Source organism: Pedobacter sp. Leaf216 (assembly GCF_001421515.1).
Taxonomy (GTDB): domain Bacteria; phylum Bacteroidota; class Bacteroidia; order Sphingobacteriales; family Sphingobacteriaceae; genus Pedobacter.
This window is the reverse complement of record NZ_LMKM01000003.1, coordinates 16419-33524: the sequence shown is the minus strand read 5'-3', so window position 1 is coordinate 33524 and position 17106 is coordinate 16419. Positions and strand designations below refer to the sequence as shown.

Here is a 17106-nt window from a genome sequence, read left to right as displayed (position 1 = left end):
ATGTTCATTATAAAAACATTGCTCGTTAAAAAAAGGTTTAAAAAATTTGAATACTTTACCATTAAGCTCTGCCTGTCCTTTCTGCCATTTTTAAAAGATTCTGTGCTATTTCTTCCCAAGGCAATTGTTGCTCCAGTTTCCACTCCCAATTTCCCTCTGCCGTTCCGGGAAGGTTAATCCTGCTGTTTCCACCTAAGCCCAGCACATCCTGCAATGGAACAATTACGGTATCTACAGCAGCTGAATAGGCGAGATTTAACATGGCAGTTTCGATATTTGAATCATCTACCTGAAAACCAAAATATTCAGAAATCCTTAATCTGGTATCATTGTCAGTTTCAGCATCGTACCAACCCCTTACCGTATTGTTATCGTGGGTACCGGTGTAAACAAATGAATTTGTATTGCTAAAATTATGCGGAATATTTGGAGAAGAAGGCAAGTCGGCCCCGAAGGCAAACTGCAATACTTTCATCCCCGGAAGTCCGAAAATATCTCTGAGTTTATTCACATCATCGGTTATTTCGCCAAGGTCTTCAGCAATAAGTGGCAGCTCTTTTAAGCTCTTTTTAAGGATTAAAAACAATTTTTCGCCCGGTCCGGGTTTCCATACCCCGTTAATAGCCGATTCATCGGCAGCATTTACTTCCCAATAAGCAGAAAATGCCCTGAAATGGTCTAATCGAATGATGTCGAATCTTTCCAGGTTCTTTTTTATGCGGTTTACCCACCAACTGTAATCATTTTTCTCCATGCTGGCAAAATTGAACGTTGGCATGCCCCATAACTGCCCGCTGGCGTTGAAATAATCGGGAGGAACACCTGCAATGGTGATCATTTTTTTATCTGCATCAAGGTTAAAATTTTCTGGTTCAGACCATACTTCTACCGATCCGTAATCAGGATAAAATGGCAGATCGCCGATAAGCTTTACCGATTTTTTATTGGCATAGGCTTTAAGTTTATGCCATTGCCTAAAAAAGATAAACTGCTCCCATTTTATCTGCCGAAGTGCTTCAGCTGATTCTCCTGTAAATGCCAATAGCTTAGCATTATCCTTAAACTTAAACTCCACAGGCCATTTGTACCAATTTTGCTCTTTAAAGTGTGTGCCCAATACAACAAACAAAGCATAATCATCTAGCCAATCCTTTTCAGTTGAACAAAAAGCATCAAAAGCTTTCAAAAGGTCATCATGGGTAGAGCGGGTAAAATTTTCGAATGCTTTTTTTAATAAAGCACTTTTCTTTTTTTGTGTTTCCTGATAATTTATCCGGTCGGCGTTCGCTTGTAAGGCATTTTCTAAATCTGATTCATTTATAAGCCCATCGTTGTATAATTCTTCAGGACTGATCAAAAGTACATTTCCGGCCATTGCAGAAGGCGAAGAATATGGAGAATGGCCTTTATCGGGCATTACCGGGTTAAGCGGGAGTACCTGCCAGTACTGATGCCCGCTTTGGTGTAAAAAATCGATAAATTTAAAAGCCTCCGGGCCAAAATCGCCTATACCAAACGCACTTGGAAGAGAGTTTACAGGTAATAATATCCCTGCAGTACGCTTATTTTGCTTTGGAATAAGTTTAATCACTGCTACAGGAAAGGCCTTAAAAAGTGTGCCTACATCAATTCCTTTTTTAAGAAAATCTTTATGCCCTTCTTTTTTATTCAACAGATCCGACCAGGCCAACGGCGCACCATCCGGTAGTAATATTTGTGTATCCTGCCAGTCAATATTTCTAACGTCTACCTTCTGTTCTCTGCATAATTGGGCTACACCAAGCGGTACGGCAATTATGATATAGCTATCCTCAAATTTCCTGGCAAAGGCGAATACATTTGCTGCATAGCTACCTATGGTTTTCAGTGGAATATATGTACCTTCTTCAAATAGTCCGTTTTCAGCTTTTCTAAGTGCTAATAAATTTTTAGTAAGCCAAAGCTTAATTTTACCTAAAAAGCGCTCTTCCCAAAGTACTTTTGATGTGGCATTTGATAAATCATCCAGGTATCCTGTACGAAGATCGTAATCTACTGGCCGGCGGTTATCTGGATCTACCAGACTTAAATCCCACAGCTCGCTCCCCTGGTACACATCGGGAACTCCGGGGCAGGTAAATTTAAGCACCAACTGCGCCAAACTGTTAACCACAGCAAAATCACCAATTTGTTGAAGAAAACCGATTATTTTTTCTCTAAAAGGATATTTTTCATCAGCTAAAGCGAGCGCAAAACGGCTCAGTTGCTCTTCATATGCAAGGTCAGGCTCGGCCCAGTCTGAACGCTTTTTCGCTTCGCGGAGTGCTTTCTGAATAAATTGCTCAAGGCGGTTTTCTATATCATCAGCATCCGTATTTGGGAAAGGAAGTGCACCAACCAGCGTTTGGATCACCATGTAAATATCGTTCGGGTGCAAGGATTTAAAATCTGGTAAATCTTTACTGAGCGTTTCTACCGAAACCTGTAATTCTGCAACGAGGGCGTCCCATTCATCGTAAAGATCGGTTAACACGTTTAATCTCGCCCGTACATCCTCCCCTTTTTTGGTATCGTGGGTCGAACTTCCGTTCATGGCCAAAGGCCAATTGTTAAAACGATCGAGCATGTATTGGTGAAATTGCCCTGTTGTTATTCCAAATGAATCAGGAGCATCGCCAACCTCACTATGGCCAATAAAACGGTTGTAGGTAAACATTGCAGTATCTTCTACACCTTTAGCCATTAAAGGCCCTGTAAATTGCATCAACCGCTGGTAAAACGCAGCTATTTTTACATTATAATCATCATTTCCCTTCAGTGGCTCCTCTAAAAGTGCATTATAAAGCAACTTTGCTGATTTCTCTAAGGTTTTATCTTTTAATATTGGTTCAAAAATCTGCACCAGGTTTTCCCTGCTTTCTCCGGTTAAAGGAAAAACATAATTATAATACCTGTAAACCGGCATGCCAATCATAAATTCCCCGATGGTGTTGCGAAGCTCATCTTTTTCAGTTTCCTTAATTTCGACCAGGTTTAACGATAGGAATAAGGCAAGCAAATTGTTGAGTTCTCCCTGCATGTGCCCGTAAAGAATATCTTTTTTCTTTTCGCGGATCAGCGCATTTGGGTCGAGTTTTTTACCTGTTATCTCGCGATAAGTTTTTTCAAAAGGTTTTACAGCCGCTTTGTTTGTAAACAGATTGTTTACCTGGGCAAGAAAATCGTAGCCCGTGGTTCCCTGTACCTCCCAATTTTGAGGCAGTTCCTCACCCTCTTCTAAAATTTTCTCTACCACAATATACAGATCGTTTCCTGCTGCTTCTCTGAGGTTATCAATGTACTTTTGTGGATCATAAAGTCCATCAATATGGTCAATTCTAAGTCCTTGAAATATACCTTTATCAACCAAAGAAAAAATGTATTGGTGGTAAGCTTTAAAAACGCTTATGTTTTGAATGTTTAAGCAAATTAATCCGTTAACGGTAAAAAACCTCCTATAATTGATCTTGCTGTCTGTTTCATTCCATGCGCAAAGCCGATAATGTTGCTGTTCCGCAATCTGTAAAATCTCCTGTTTGTCTGCATTCAACTCTTTCAGATTTGCCTTTTCCAGTTTGGCTGTACTTGCTGCATTAAGCGGCCATTCCATGCCGCTGGTATTTATAAAATATTTCTCATTTTGTTTTGAAATACTTACTGCACCATCTTCAATAGACTGATCAAGACTTGTACCCAAAAAAGGCACCATTACTTTACCATCGTCAAGTGTAAAATCAATATCAAAGTAAGGGGCATATTCAGATTCAGACCCATTTTCGAGTACATCCATAAGCCATTTGTTGGATGGATGAAATGCCATGTGGTTGGGTACAATATCTTGCAGCCAGCTAATGCCTGCGGTTTTGAGCTTTGCCGCTATTGCTAACAATTGTGCTTCTGTTCCTATTTCGGGATTTAAACGCAAGGGGTTTACCACATCATAACCATGTGTACTCCCGGGAACGGCTTCAAAAATTGGCGATGCGTATACTGTATCTACCCCCAAAGCAACCAGGTAAGGAATAATTTTATCGAAGGCAGCCAGGTTAAAATCTTTATGGAACTGGATGCGATATGTTGATTTTGGTTTAAACATGTTTTTGTGTAATTATAACAATAGATTCGGGTGGTGAAATAAATTTACCTTCTGTGATGTTTTCTGACGAAGTTGTACCTGGGCCACCCCATTCAACAGCAGAAGAATCGAGGATGAGTGACCAATTATCTAAACTTCCTCCAATAGTTAAATCTTGCTTTTGCTGGGAAAAATTAAGGATACAAAGTATTTTATTTTCATCTTCTCCTCTGGTTAGCAATATGCAATTTTGCTCCTGAAAAGCCTGTGCATGGGTAGCACCCCGATCAAGAACTGAAAGTGCAGGATGTGTTTTACGAAGGGTGATGAGTTTTTTGTAATAGTTAAGCATGGTGTTATGCTGCAGTTTTTCAATTTTCGCCCAATCGGCTTTTGATTGTAAAAAAGTTTCTTCTGACTGGGGATCAGGCGTTTCATCACCATTGTGGAAATATGCAAACTCTGCCTTACGTCCTTTCCTTACCGCTTCTGCAAGTTCTGGGCCCTCATGGCTTGTAAAAAATAAAAAAGGGTTTGTTTCGGCCCATTCTTCTCCCATAAATAAAAGCGGTATAAACGGACTGCAGAATACTGCACCTGCCATTAATTTAAGCATTTCGAAGCTCACCAGCGTGGCCGACCGCTCCCCGAGCATTCGGTTGCCCACCTGATCGTGATTTTGCGAAAACACAACGAATTGCGCACCAGCGTTCCCTGTTGCAGGTGCTCCGAACTTTTTATCTCTATGGGCAGAATACTGACCATCATAAACATAGGCATCATTGTAGGATTTAGCCAGGCTGCCCACTCCGTCAAAATCTGCATAATAGCCATTTTTTTCCTGCCCTGCAGATACACGAAGTGCGTGGTGAAATTCATCAATCCATTGGGCATCCATTCCGTAACCGCACTGGTGGGTAGGGTTGATAAAACGGTTATCGTTCAAATCAAGCTCAACAATAAGCCTGTGATCTCTCCCTGTTGCTCTTGAAAGGTCTAAAACCTTGTTTTTTATCTCTTTTAAAATATGTTCAGGTCCAAAGTCGCGCAGGGCATGTACCGCATCAAGGCGGAGTGCATCGATATGAAAATCACGGAACCACATCAATGCATTTTCGATAAAATAATTGCGTACGCCATCGCAACCGGCATCATCAAAATTAATTGCCTTTCCCCATGGGGTAGCATATTTATCAGTAAAATAAGGGCCAAACTGACCAAGATGATTGCCTTCAGGCCCGATATGGTTGTAAACAACATCCAGTATTACGGCCAATCCTTTTTCATGGCATGTATTTACCAATTGCTGCAGGGCAAGCGGCCCACCATAAGAATGCTGTACAGCAAAAGGATATACCCCATCATAACCCCAGTTTCGGTTACCTGGGAACTGGGCAAGCGGCATAATTTCGATAGCGGTTATGCCCAGTTCGATTAAATGATCAAGCTTGGTTTCGATCGATTTCAGATCGCCCTGAGGTGTAAAAGTTCCGGTATGCAGCTCGTAAATGATAAAATCTTTTAAGCTGATTCCTTTCCAAGCAGCATCTGTCCATTTAAACGCCTTTAAATCAAACGCTGTTGAATTTCCTCCAACTCCATTTGCCTGGTAAAGTGAAGCCGGATCAGCCAACTTTAAAGTTTCTTGCTGATCATTTTCATTTTTTTGCAAAAGCTGAAACAAATATCCATCGCCCGGCTTTAGCTGATCGGTTTCGAGATGCCAATACCCACGGCCGGTTTGTTGCATTGCCAACACACGATTATCAGCAGATAAAACAATCCCAACCTGAGAAGCGGAAGGTGCCCAAAGCTGAATTTCGGCCGTTTCGCCGCCATTAAAATTTACCCCTATATTTCTCTTTAGTATATCGTTTTCCATGTATAAATTTTGTTATTACGCCAAAAACACCAGCATTTTTAATTCAGAATTAGCCTGTCCAAAAAAAAGCAACCTGGTATTGGCTGCCAAGTTGCTTTAAGGCAAAGAAAATATCACCGTATAAAAACCGGATGAATCTTTTAAGGTTAACCCAGTTTTTTCAATAGGATCTGGCCTCTTTCCGTGTGTTCTGTAATTGTAGCCAAAGCAAGGCTGGCTACATGTTTAACATGTACATCAGTACTTTGTTTCAGCAATTCTGATACTGCCTGGTGAAGTTTTTGATGTGTATCTACCTGCCCTAGCATAAATGCCTGATCGAAGGCCTTACCGCTTGCAGCCTGAAGCTTAGCCAGCAGTGCTTTTTGTTCTGCACCGGGAGGAGGAACAACCGTACCCATATCTTTTAAAATTTTACCAATTGTTTCCTGTTCAGCAGTTTCGAATTTGGCAAACATTTTCACCTCCGGATTTACTGCCTTTGTTGCAGCCAATAAACTAGTTTGAAGTGATGCATTGCCCAATAAGGCAATTTTCGATTGAATTGCCGCTGTTGACCCCTGTGCTGATAAGGTAAATGGCTTAAAAAATGTTCCAGCAAAAGTAGCACTGGCTCCAGCAAATACTGCCGCGCCGACGGAGGTTGTTAGAAACTTCCGACGTGAATGGTTTGTAATGTTTTTCATAGTTTTTTTCTTATAAAACATTAAAAATATTTTAAAGGTTTAGCGATTATATTTTTTTTGGATGGTTCGGGCTTTGGTTAGGCTGGCTTATAGAAAAGATTTTTCCAGCTCGCATTTACCTTCAAGTGCATGTTTTAGGTTAACGCACTCTTTTTTTTGCTTTCAAGAGCATTTTCATGACTATTTCTAAATAAAATTAGCTTTTCGGCAATTCAATTGAGGTAATTCAAGCATATGCTTTGTGCTGATATAATACAGATAAAGTAGCTGTTGGATGTGAAATGTTATAATGGAAAAAACACGGAATACCAAAGGAAATAAACACGATCTATAGGCCTAATCCATTAAAATCCATATTTTGTTTAAAGAAAAAGTTTAAAATTCAGAACAATATTGCCCGCTGATAGTTATTGAATATTTAAAATATCCCCAGGATGGAACAAATTATTACTAACAATACAAATTCTTCCCTTAATGAACTGCGCTTTAGCGCGCTGATTAATGCGACAGCGAATGTACTGTTTCGCGCTACTCCCGACTGGAAAATTATAGCGGAATTTAATCACCATCAGGAAGCCAAAAATGAGGGATGGAACTACCTGGTTTCTGAATGGATAGAAAAATATGTTTTTGAAGATGACAGAATGTTTGTTGCCAATGCAATTAACAAGACGCTCGAAAGCCAAAGCAAATATGAACTTGAATATAGAATTATACGCGCTGATGGTTCCATTGGATGGGTTTTAGCACGTGCGGTGCCCGTATTGAATGATAAAGGCGAACTTATTGAATGGTTTGGATCTACTACCGATACAACTTATTCGCGGCAGAACAGAGATGATTTAAAGGCAGCCTACGAATTTTCAGACAAACAGAAAAGGGTTTATGAAGCCATTACAAGGAACACGCCAGATTTGATGTATGTATTCGATTTAGATTACCGATTTACTTATGCAAATGAAGCTTTGCTGGAAATGTGGGGAAAATCGTGGAATGAGGCCATAGGAAAAGGACTGATTGAAAATGGATATGAGGCCTGGCACGCTGAAATGCACGAAAGGGAGATTGATACAGTAAAAACCACCGGGAAACCAGTTCGTGGGGAAGTTAGCTTTCCGCATGCTGTAATGGGCAGAAGAACCTATGACTATATATTTACACCAATTTTTAATGATGAGGGAGTGGTTGAAGCTGTGGCTGGTACAACCCGCGATATTTCAGAGATAAGAGAGCAGGATCAGCGCAAAAATGATTTCATCGGTATGGTTAGTCACGAACTTAAAACACCCCTTACCTCGCTTCTGGCGTATCAGCAGTTGCTATCTACACAGGTTTTAAAATTCAGCGATCAGGCCATATCAAAGGCTGTAGATCAGTCGATTAAGCAAATCAGAAAAATGACTACGCTTATTACCGGCTTCTTAAGTCTTTCAAGGCTCGAATCGGGAAAGCTCATTATTGAAAAAAACCATTTTCAGCTGGAGAAACTTTTTGAAGAAATTAGAGAGGAAGTAGCCATACTTCACCCCAATCATAACTTTACCTTTTGCCAGGACGAAAATTATAAAATAAATGCAGATTACCTCAAAATTTACCAGGTTATAATGAACCTGATCAGTAATGCGGTAAAATATTCAGCATTGGGTACCGAAATTAAAATCCTCACCAAAATTACCGATGATGGGTTAATAATTGAGGTTGTAGATGAGGGCGTTGGAATTTTCAAAGAAGAAATACCCAAGCTTTTTAACCGTTTTTACCGTGCAAGCTCAAATAATTTAATTTCAGGCTTTGGGATAGGTCTTTTTCTTTGCAAGCAGATAGTTACCGGCCATGGCGGAAAAATTTGGGTGGAGAGTGAACTGGATAAAGGAAGTACTTTTAAGTTTACCATTCCGAACTTAAAGTAAAACTTAGCTTTTGATTATATTCTATTAAAACTGCAGCAAATTATCAGGCTTTATTTCAGCATGGAATTTTTTGCGTAATCTTTATATGAGTTTCAAAAGCTTCTTTTCTTCCCCCTACAATTTACTGCTTACTTCGTAAAAAGACTTTAAAAAGTCCAGCGCATCGTTACCTTCCTGAGTATCTTCTTTGGAGAGAAAATCGTCCTTAAGTTGAAAAAAGCCAGATAATTTTTCATGTTCTTCAGGATTTATGGTTTTAAAGCCCATGGTCCAATCCGGGAAATTACGTTCTTTTTGAAATGACTCTCTCAATAAAAGTATATCCTGATGCCTATGATCGGTTTTTATCATTTCAAAAAGTATTTTAACATCGCTTTCACTACCTTCTAACACCTGCATAAAACGGCCTTCATATTCCGAAAAATACCGGCCCTCCATATATAATAGCATCCCTGTAATGCCATTTGCCTGGTTATACACCCTCGATACGTTGAGTAAACTGGTAAGGCCATCATCCGTCATTAACGCCCGAGCTTTGCTGAAGTAGATTAAATAAAATAACAAGTTGAATAAATTAAGTAAAAACCAAATCAAAATTATGAATTTATTCTCATCAGCCAATTTTGAATAGATAGATTGGGCCTTGAGAAAAGCATTCTGATTTTTAAAACCTTCTATTTAAAAAAATTGTTTTTTTAGTATTCGACATTCAACGGCGGCATATCGACCGCCGCTAAAATCTATAATAGATGAGGAAATATAAAATAGGCATAATTGGATATGGAGGCTTTGGTAAATTCCTTCATTACTGGTGGGAAAAACTCCCTAATGTAGAAGTAGTTGCAATTGCAGATCCGCACAAAAATTTTCCATCAGATGAAAATTATGTGGTTTATCGCGACTGGAGAGAATTGATACATGATGAAAATGTAGATATTGTAAGCATTGTTACCCCACCGGGCTTACATACCGAAATGGCTTGCGAAGCGATGAAAGCAGGCAAACATGTGCTCTTAGAAAAACCTGTAGCTATAAGTGAAGAAGGCGGGCTCGAAATTATCGAAACGCAAAAGCAAACCGGTATGGTTATCACAGTAGATCATATGATCCGCTATAATCCAATTATTCAGAATTTAATTAAATTAGGGCAGGCAGGCACATTTGGCAAATTAAGGCATGTTGTGGTAAACAACTATGCGCAAGATGAGGCTTTACCAGCTGAGCACTGGTTCTGGAATAAAGAAATGTCTGGCGGTATTTTAATCGAACATGGGGTACACTTTTTCGATATCGTAAATGCCTTGGGCAACCAACATTATACTGAGGTTTACGGTTGTTCTGACAGTAGAAATGAAAACCAGCGCGACCGTGTGGCGGCAATGGTATTGTACAATGAAGGTTTAATTGCGAATTATTACCATGCTTTCTCCGGCCCCGGTTTATTTGAACAAACAACCATACACCTCGCTTACGATCTTGCCCGAATAGAAATTGAAGGATGGATGCCGATGAAAGGCACTGTAAAAGCATTGGTAAACAGCGAGAATAAAGAACAGCTGGAAAATTTGCCAGGTTGGAAGGTTACCGAAGCAGGTGGATTAAATACTTTACGAGATGTTTCGCGGCCTGAAGGTTGGGGCAGTGAAGATGTACAACCAGAACAAGCCGTAGTGTGCAGCGGAATAACTTACCAGGTAGATGAAATGCGCTCTGGCACTTTCGAAATCCCGCAAACCAAGGGAGAGGTTTATGGAAAATGTGTGCAGTCTATTGTATTGGATATTATTCAAAAAATAGAAAACAAAGATCATAAACTCACCATCACGATAGAAGATGCTTTCGAAAGTTTAAAAACAGCTGTTCTCGCATCTAAATAGCTGAATACAATAAAGGATCTGTTAAATATAGTACATTAAAAATGACGAGATTGGGCAACACTTTTATTGGCACATCTGGTTGGAAATACCGCCATTGGGAAGGTACTTTTTATCCTCACGATTTAAAAAAGAAAGACCAGTTTAATTATTTTACTGAATATTTTTCTACTGTAGAGTTAAACAATTCATTTTACAGGCAGCCGAGTGCCGATAATTTTAAGCAATGGAACTTGTTAAGCCCCGATAACTTTGTTTATGCGGTTAAGGCCAACAGGTATTTTACCCATTTAAAAAAACTCAATGTCAATGAAAATGAAATTCACGATTTCTTAGAGGCCTGTGGGGCCTTGAAAAATAAACTTGGCCCCATCCTATTTCAATTGCCGCCCAAATGGAATTTAAATTTGCAAAGATTGGAACAGTTTTTAAAAATGCTTCCAAATCACTACCCTTATACTTTCGAATTCAGAAATCACAGCTGGTATCATGATGAGGTTTTTGCCCTGTTAAACAAGTACAATTGTGCTTTTTGCATTTATGAACTGGAAGGACATCAATCTCCAATAATTACTACAGCAGATTTTGTTTACATCAGACTGCATGGCCCCAAAGGAAAATACCAGGGGAGTTATAGCGAAAAAAGTTTAACGGATTGGAGTGAAACGATCATTTCATGGACCAGAGAAAATAAAGATGTTTACCTATACTTTGATAATGATGAGGCTGCTTACGCTGCATTTAATGCCATCGAAATAAAAAAAATCATCGAAGCACGTAGCTAACATTAAGCTGGATATTTTATTAGCTGACGCAAAAAAGCACAGCCAATTGATTTAATACAAAACTAATTGTGCCGGTTAAACCGAATAGGTGGCATTTCCTTTATTTCGGGCAGGTACTTGCCATTTCTTTTTTTACCCTTGGGTGCAGCCAATTCAAACGAACTCGAACTGGCCACCCGGGTAGCCAGTTGTGTTGCATTGCTGTTTTCAATTCTTTTTCTTTTGTTTTTCATGTTATTAATTTTAATGATGGTAAATTTCAACAGCAAAAAGCAATGCAAGTTCCTGGTGAATGCTTAACTGCCTTTCTGTGCAAAATTGTTTAAAATCTCAACTTCCTTGTTTACCGCAGGAAGATTTTGGTTTACGAAATCTTTAACCCTTTGCTGCCGCGCATGCCTGGCGTTTTCATAGGTATCTACATTGTTTTTGAGCAAAACAGACATCCGGTTAACCCATAACTTATTAAAGGAAGCTTCAGGAAGTTTTGACAACAGATGAAGCGAATCGATCTGCTCTGCATTCAATTTCTGATCGAGCAAAACCTTATTTTCATTGCAAAATTTTTCGAGTGTCTTTTTTTGAAACCGGATGCGTTCTCTTGCGCCCTTAGCATAGGTTTTAATCTTCTGATTGCCTTTTGAAGACAGTGCAACGGTAAGCAAACTATCCTGAAGCGTGAAGTTTTTACCTGCAGCTTTAAGGTAATCTGCGGCCTCCTCCTCCATAGTCGTTTCAAAGGTTTCTACTTCTCCTACCCTGTTAACCGTGGGCGTATCGTTACTTAAACTATCTTTTTCTAATGATGAACGTTTATCTGCCACATTGCAACCATAAACCCCCAATAGGGCAATCAAAATTATGCTACTTTTCTTCAATGGTATCTTATTCATATCGCTTTATTTTATGGTAAAAACAAAAGCAAATCGGGTATTGTTGGCTGCTCCCTGGAGCCAAATGAAAAACACGTACATCGCCCCGGTTAACAAGTACTTGCCACCATCAAATGTGAAAAATCACACCCTGATAATCCCCGGTAGGTTAAATTAAATTAGGTTTTACATTTTGTGGAGGCTTTCAACTGAGCATTGAATATTTCAAAAACCGAATCATCAGCACACATGTTTTATAGATAAGAATAAAACATGATTGACCTAACTATAGAAATACGCGATATAATTGCCATGTTGGTTTCGGTAATATGTGGTGGCATTATCGGTTTTGAAAGAGAATATAGAAACAAATCTGCCGGTTTCCGAACGATTATACTGATCAGCCTCGGATCAACGATTTTTACAATTGTATCCTGGCATGGAAGCGGCACCGACGACCGTATTTCGGCCAATATTATTACTGGCATCGGTTTTATAGGCGCAGGGGTAATTTTTAAAGACCGTATATCGGTAAGAGGACTAACCACGGCTGCTGTAATCTGGACATCGGCCGCAATCGGCATGACAGCTGGTGTTGGCTACCATGCGCTTGCATTTGTGCTAACCGTTTGTACACTTTGCGTTTTGGTTATGGTAAGTTATGTAGAGAAAATCATCGCAGATCTGCAAAAGGAAAGAATGGTAACGATTACTTTCATTAACAACTAGTTTTCCAATGTGCTGCTGCTCGAAAAACGGTTAAATAACACAGGCGCACAGATTGAGCGGTTGGAAGTATCAAAAGAAGAAGGACGGATAAATATAGTTTATCTGATCAGAGGCAAAAAGGCCTCCGTAAATGAGCTTAACAGGCAGTTGGCAATGGCAGAGGAGGTTGCGAGTTTTTCTTAAATAACAGGTGTATTGGATAAACCTTAAAATAAATATCGAATGGAACAGAGTAAAGACAATAGAATCATTCCGATGACATCGTTTTCCAGTGGAAACGGAGAAACTGTAGCTGATGATGTGTATTATTTCACCAACCAGATCGTTAATGTTGTAATGCTTGGCCATTCTGGTGGAGATTGGATTTTAATAGACTGTGGCATGCCAAAGTGTGGAGAGGAGATTATAGCTGCTGCCGAAGAACGCTATGGCAAAGATAAACCACCAAAAGCGATTTTTTTAACCCATGGCCATTTTGATCATGTTGGCGGCATTGTTAAAATCCTCGAAAAATGGAAAGTACCCGTTTATGCTCATCCTTTAGAAATGCCATTTATTACAGGCAAACAAGAATATCCTGAACCCGATAGTTCCGTTGAGGGAGGGCTGCTTGCCAAACTATCATCCATTTACCCTCACGAACCAATTGATATTTCCGGCCATGTATCTCCTTACCCCGAAGATGGAAGTTTACCTGATGCACCAAACTGGCGTTGGCTTCATGCACCGGGCCATTCACCTGGTCAGGTTGTTTTTTTCCGCGAGGCAGATAAAATTTTAATCGCTGCTGATGCATTTGTTACCGTTAAGCAGGATTCGTTTTATAAGGTTTTAATTCAGAAACGTGAAGTACAGGGACCACCCAGGTATTTAACCACCGATTGGCAGGCTGCCTGGGATACCGTTAAAAAATTGAGGGATCTCCGTCCTGCTATTGTTGTTTCAGGTCACGGCCAGTATATGAAAGGCGCAGAACTTAGGTTAGGCCTTAAAAATCTTGTCGAAAATTTTAGTACAGTAGCAATACCGAGTCATGGCCGTTTTGTATAAATCGATCCAAAATGTTTCTTTTTAACCTTAATACTTCACAATACTTAAAGTGAAGTACTTAACTAAATGTGATAAATACGTTTTGTAAGGCTTTATAAAACCCGCAGCCAATAAACATGGTTTTCTTGAGGGATAAATGTTAGCAGCAGATCAGCCCCTGGGGTAAAAGCCCTGAAAATAAAATACAATAAAGCATGAAAAGAATATCAAGAAAAACGCATGGAATAATTGATTACCTATGGGCGGCAGTGATAATTTCTGCCCCTTTTATTTTAGGTTTCATTAACGTTATGCCAGCCGCAATGTGTTTTTTTATTGCGGCACTCATTGTGATTCTCCAATCTCTTTTCACCAACTATGAACTTGGCATGTGGAAAAAGCTGCCAATGGCATTTCATCTTGATATGGATGTTGTTTTAGGATTTACCTTAGCAATTTCACCTTGGCTTTTTGGCTTTTATCAGCAAATTTTTTGGCCGCATGTAGTTATGGGTGCCTTTTCGATAGTGGCCGGATTAACCACAAACAGCAACTCCCTGATTAAAGATATTTGATACCGCCAAAAACATGAGCCAGCAATAAGAAGAGCCGGTTGTTTTTCAATTATAAAAATTAGTTTTTATTATATACCTGTATGAAACCAATTTCCATCTGGGCAGCAAATGCCCAAACAGAGCTTAAATCGTTAGCCCCAGTTGCCGAAATTTCTAAATCGCTTCAGCTTAATGCTTATTTATCAAGCGATACACTTTGGCTGGTAAAAGAAAGGCCAGATGGAAACCGGATAGCTTTCCGCACGGCTTTCTCACCCTCCAGAAAATTAGAAATTAAGAAAATTCACCATGATGAAGGTGAAACTACGGTGAGCCTTGCCTGCTCAACAATCGTTTTCCAGGTAACCATTCAGCATGAAGCTGGAAATGAATTTTTCCACTATACTGTTATGGCAACACCAAAGGCACCCCTATTTATTCCATACTGGCCAAGAGATATTATCAATTTCGATGATAAAGGTAAGATCAAACAACAGGGAACAATTCATACCCAGCAGAGAGGAACCCGATCCGGAATACTTTTTTTTAACGATGGCACTTCTGGCTCTGTATTTTATTTTCAAAACCTAACCGCTATTAACGGTTACTGCGAAACGGCAAAATGCAGTGCAGGTGGTGCTGTAGGGGGAGAATGGCCAGAAATTGGCTTCGCTTTACCTGCAACAACTGCGCCTTTGGAAAAAGGTAAAAGCTACTGCTTTAGTGACGGTTTTGTAAGCCTATCCGATCAACTCCCTGCTTCGCCCGCCGAAATTGCAATATTATATCTTGATCAGTTAGCCGAAACCTACATCAAAATTCCAAGGCCTGAGCGCTTTTACCACGACTGGCTTGACACTGTGGAAAAAGGCCTTGAAGATTTGACTTACCACAAAGGCTGTTGGACATTTGCCGGAGGCCATAGCTACCTTAACGCTTATGTTGCTGATTATAAAACGCCGCCCGAGGTAATGGTTCAACTTGCGGTATTGCTCCCGATGCTCGATTACCTAGATTGGAAAGGGGAAAGCAAGCACCAACTGGTAACTGAATTAAGGACCGGGCTTGAGGCATTTTACCAAAAAGATATGGGAACAATTGTGAGGTGGCTCCCATCGGCCGAAAAAAACCTCGATCATTCTGAAGAACAGAAAAAGCCGCGGGTTATGGACGCCTGGTATTTGCACCATCCATTAATGAACTTGGCTCGCTTAAGCACCCGTGGAGATGAAAATGCAAAAAAAATGCTGCTCGATTCCATTGATTATGCAGTTAAGGTGGCCCATAAATTTAATTACCAGTGGCCGGTATTTTATCAGATGGATACTCTTGATATTATAAAAGCAGAAACTGCTGAAGGAGCGGGAGGTGAAAAAGACGTTCCGGGTACATTTGCTGATTTAATGCTGAGAATGTGGAAAATAACCGGAGATAAAAAGTTTTTTGAGGAAGCAAAAAAATCAGCAGCTAAATTAAAAGGACTGAGCTTCGAAGTGTTTTATCAGGCCAATAACACTGCATTTTCTGCCGGAGCCATGCTCAGGTAATATAAAGAAACCCAAGATAAAACTTTCCTTGAGCTGAGTTACGTATGTTTAGCAGCAATTTTTGATAATGTACAACTTTGGGAATGTGATTATGGGAACGCAAAACATTTTCCAACATTTTTTGGGGTTTTCCCATTGAGAGATGCTCCTTATACCGCGGCTTATGAAGAGCAGGAGGTATATTCTGCCCTGCATGATTACCTGAAAGAAGCAGAAGGAATAGAAATCCTTCCATCGGTAAGGTTGTTAATTGCAGAGTTCATCAGGCACATGATGGGCCGTGTAGCGCATTATTATCCTACCATGCTGAAAGAAGAAGCGGTGGCTAAAGAAAGTAAAACAGGTGAAATTGACCGCAAACTATGGATTGCTCTTGAAGACCTGCACGATGGCTGGGAGCAATCTGGAGAGGTAGGACAGGAAGTATATGGGGCAGGGATAGCATTTGGCGTAATCCCAAATCAGTATTTTAAAGTTAAAAATGAATCTTTTATTATTTTCTGTGATTATCCAATAGCCAACTTTAAATGTAAAGCAAATGCAGCCGCTTTAACCACTGGTGGAGACGAAAGGCTAAATTGCAGGATGATTATTTTATTCAAGGGGGGAGATAGACCTAAAAATTTAGAGGTAAAATCTTTAGAGAGAAAAGAAAAATACAATGCTGTTAAAAACAACCCTGATTTAATTGAATATAACATCTCAGGGAATCAAAAAGTGAGCATTACCTGGTAGGTTTAGCAATGTTGATGCACGAAGAATGTTTTATTACATGGTAGCGTAGTCGAAAGATTTTCACCACGGATTTACACTGAGAGCAGTTTTTGCCAAGGAAACACAGATTAACACGGAATAATTTTTTAGCGCTTCGTCATCCTCGCGTATGCGGGGATCCTAATGCTATGAATAGTAAAATTTAAAACCAAGTTGACAAGTGATGTGCAATTATGGCTTGTTATTTTATAAAAATCAATTGGAGTGATATGATTTTAAAGAAATGAATATCCTAACGGTATCGTCATTGCGAGAAGGCTTTTTCAGCCGACGAAGCAATCTTACAACGATAGCTATTAGCCTGTACTTTAGGATTGCTTCGTACCTCGCAATTACGACCCCTTTACTGAAGCCCTGTCAATGGTAATTTA

Annotated in this window: 15 protein-coding genes; 9 read left to right on the top strand and 6 right to left on the bottom strand. The window is 39.8% G+C overall.

Translation table 11 applies throughout. The annotated features are described in order from the left end of the window. Positions 1–61: 61 nt before the first annotated feature. The 3 genes from treY to ASE74_RS01975 form a co-directional block, all read right to left on the bottom strand. Positions 62–4114, bottom strand: a complete 4053-nt coding sequence (treY, locus tag ASE74_RS01985) for a malto-oligosyltrehalose synthase (RefSeq protein WP_055903375.1) — start codon at positions 4112–4114, stop codon at positions 62–64. Then, a complete protein-coding gene (gene treZ / locus ASE74_RS01980) occupies positions 4107–5975 on the bottom strand; it encodes a malto-oligosyltrehalose trehalohydrolase (protein WP_055903372.1) in 1869 nt (622 codons plus the stop codon). Before treZ ends, treY begins: the two co-directional genes overlap by 8 nt. Before the next feature lie 146 nt (positions 5976–6121). Next, entirely contained in the window at positions 6122–6661 is a 540-nt protein-coding gene (locus ASE74_RS01975; RefSeq protein WP_162235776.1) for a DUF4142 domain-containing protein, read from the bottom strand. Between the two features lie 434 nt (positions 6662–7095). On the opposite strand from ASE74_RS01975, the gene ASE74_RS01970 reads away from it, so the two are divergent. Then, positions 7096–8571, top strand: coding sequence for a PAS domain-containing sensor histidine kinase (locus ASE74_RS01970; RefSeq protein WP_055903367.1), 1476 nt, complete (start codon positions 7096–7098; stop codon positions 8569–8571). 114 nt (positions 8572–8685) lie between these two features. On the opposite strand, the gene ASE74_RS01965 is transcribed toward ASE74_RS01970, so the two are convergent. Next, positions 8686–9135, bottom strand: a complete 450-nt coding sequence (locus ASE74_RS01965; protein ID WP_162235775.1) for a BLUF domain-containing protein — start codon at positions 9133–9135, stop codon at positions 8686–8688. Positions 9136–9320: 185 nt separating this feature from the next. Here ASE74_RS01965 and ASE74_RS01960 point away from each other — a divergent pair, with 185 nt between their 5' ends. After that, positions 9321–10448, top strand: a complete 1128-nt coding sequence (locus ASE74_RS01960) for a Gfo/Idh/MocA family protein (RefSeq protein WP_055903361.1) — start codon at positions 9321–9323, stop codon at positions 10446–10448. 41 nt (positions 10449–10489) lie between these two features. After that, positions 10490–11230 carry a DUF72 domain-containing protein gene (locus ASE74_RS01955; RefSeq protein ID WP_055903360.1) on the top strand — a complete coding sequence of 247 codons (741 nt, stop codon included), beginning with the start codon at positions 10490–10492 and terminating at the stop codon, positions 11228–11230. A gap of 62 nt (positions 11231–11292) precedes the next feature. Here the strand turns inward: ASE74_RS01955 and ASE74_RS01950 are convergent, their stop codons facing one another. Together ASE74_RS01950 and ASE74_RS01945 are read right to left on the bottom strand one after the other, a co-directional pair. Next, a complete protein-coding gene (locus ASE74_RS01950) occupies positions 11293–11463 on the bottom strand; it encodes a hypothetical protein (protein WP_157255321.1) in 171 nt (56 codons plus the stop codon). 63 nt (positions 11464–11526) lie between these two features. Beyond that, entirely contained in the window at positions 11527–12123 is a 597-nt protein-coding gene (locus ASE74_RS01945) for a DUF4142 domain-containing protein (protein ID WP_055903354.1), read from the bottom strand. Between the two features lie 252 nt (positions 12124–12375). On the opposite strand from ASE74_RS01945, the gene ASE74_RS01940 reads away from it, so the two are divergent. From ASE74_RS01940 to ASE74_RS01920, 6 genes are all read left to right on the top strand, one after another. Then, the gene (locus ASE74_RS01940; RefSeq protein ID WP_055903351.1) at positions 12376–12831 is read left to right on the top strand and encodes an MgtC/SapB family protein; all 456 of its coding nucleotides are present in this window, start codon (positions 12376–12378) and stop codon (positions 12829–12831) included. A 9-nt stretch (positions 12832–12840) separates the two neighbouring features. Next, entirely contained in the window at positions 12841–13014 is a 174-nt protein-coding gene (locus ASE74_RS24645) for a hypothetical protein (RefSeq protein ID WP_157255320.1), read from the top strand. Positions 13015–13053: 39 nt separating this feature from the next. Continuing rightward, positions 13054–13881, top strand: coding sequence for an MBL fold metallo-hydrolase (locus tag ASE74_RS01935; protein WP_055903349.1), 828 nt, complete (start codon positions 13054–13056; stop codon positions 13879–13881). A gap of 194 nt (positions 13882–14075) precedes the next feature. After that, entirely contained in the window at positions 14076–14435 is a 360-nt protein-coding gene (locus tag ASE74_RS01930; protein WP_055903338.1) for an SPW repeat protein, read from the top strand. 80 nt (positions 14436–14515) lie between these two features. Beyond that, positions 14516–15961 carry a hypothetical protein gene (locus tag ASE74_RS01925; RefSeq protein ID WP_055903335.1) on the top strand — a complete coding sequence of 482 codons (1446 nt, stop codon included), beginning with the start codon at positions 14516–14518 and terminating at the stop codon, positions 15959–15961. Positions 15962–16096: 135 nt separating this feature from the next. Beyond that, positions 16097–16696: a hypothetical protein gene (locus tag ASE74_RS01920; protein WP_055903332.1), complete on the top strand. Its 600-nt coding sequence runs from the start codon at positions 16097–16099 to the stop codon at positions 16694–16696. Positions 16697–17106 lie beyond the last annotated feature (410 nt).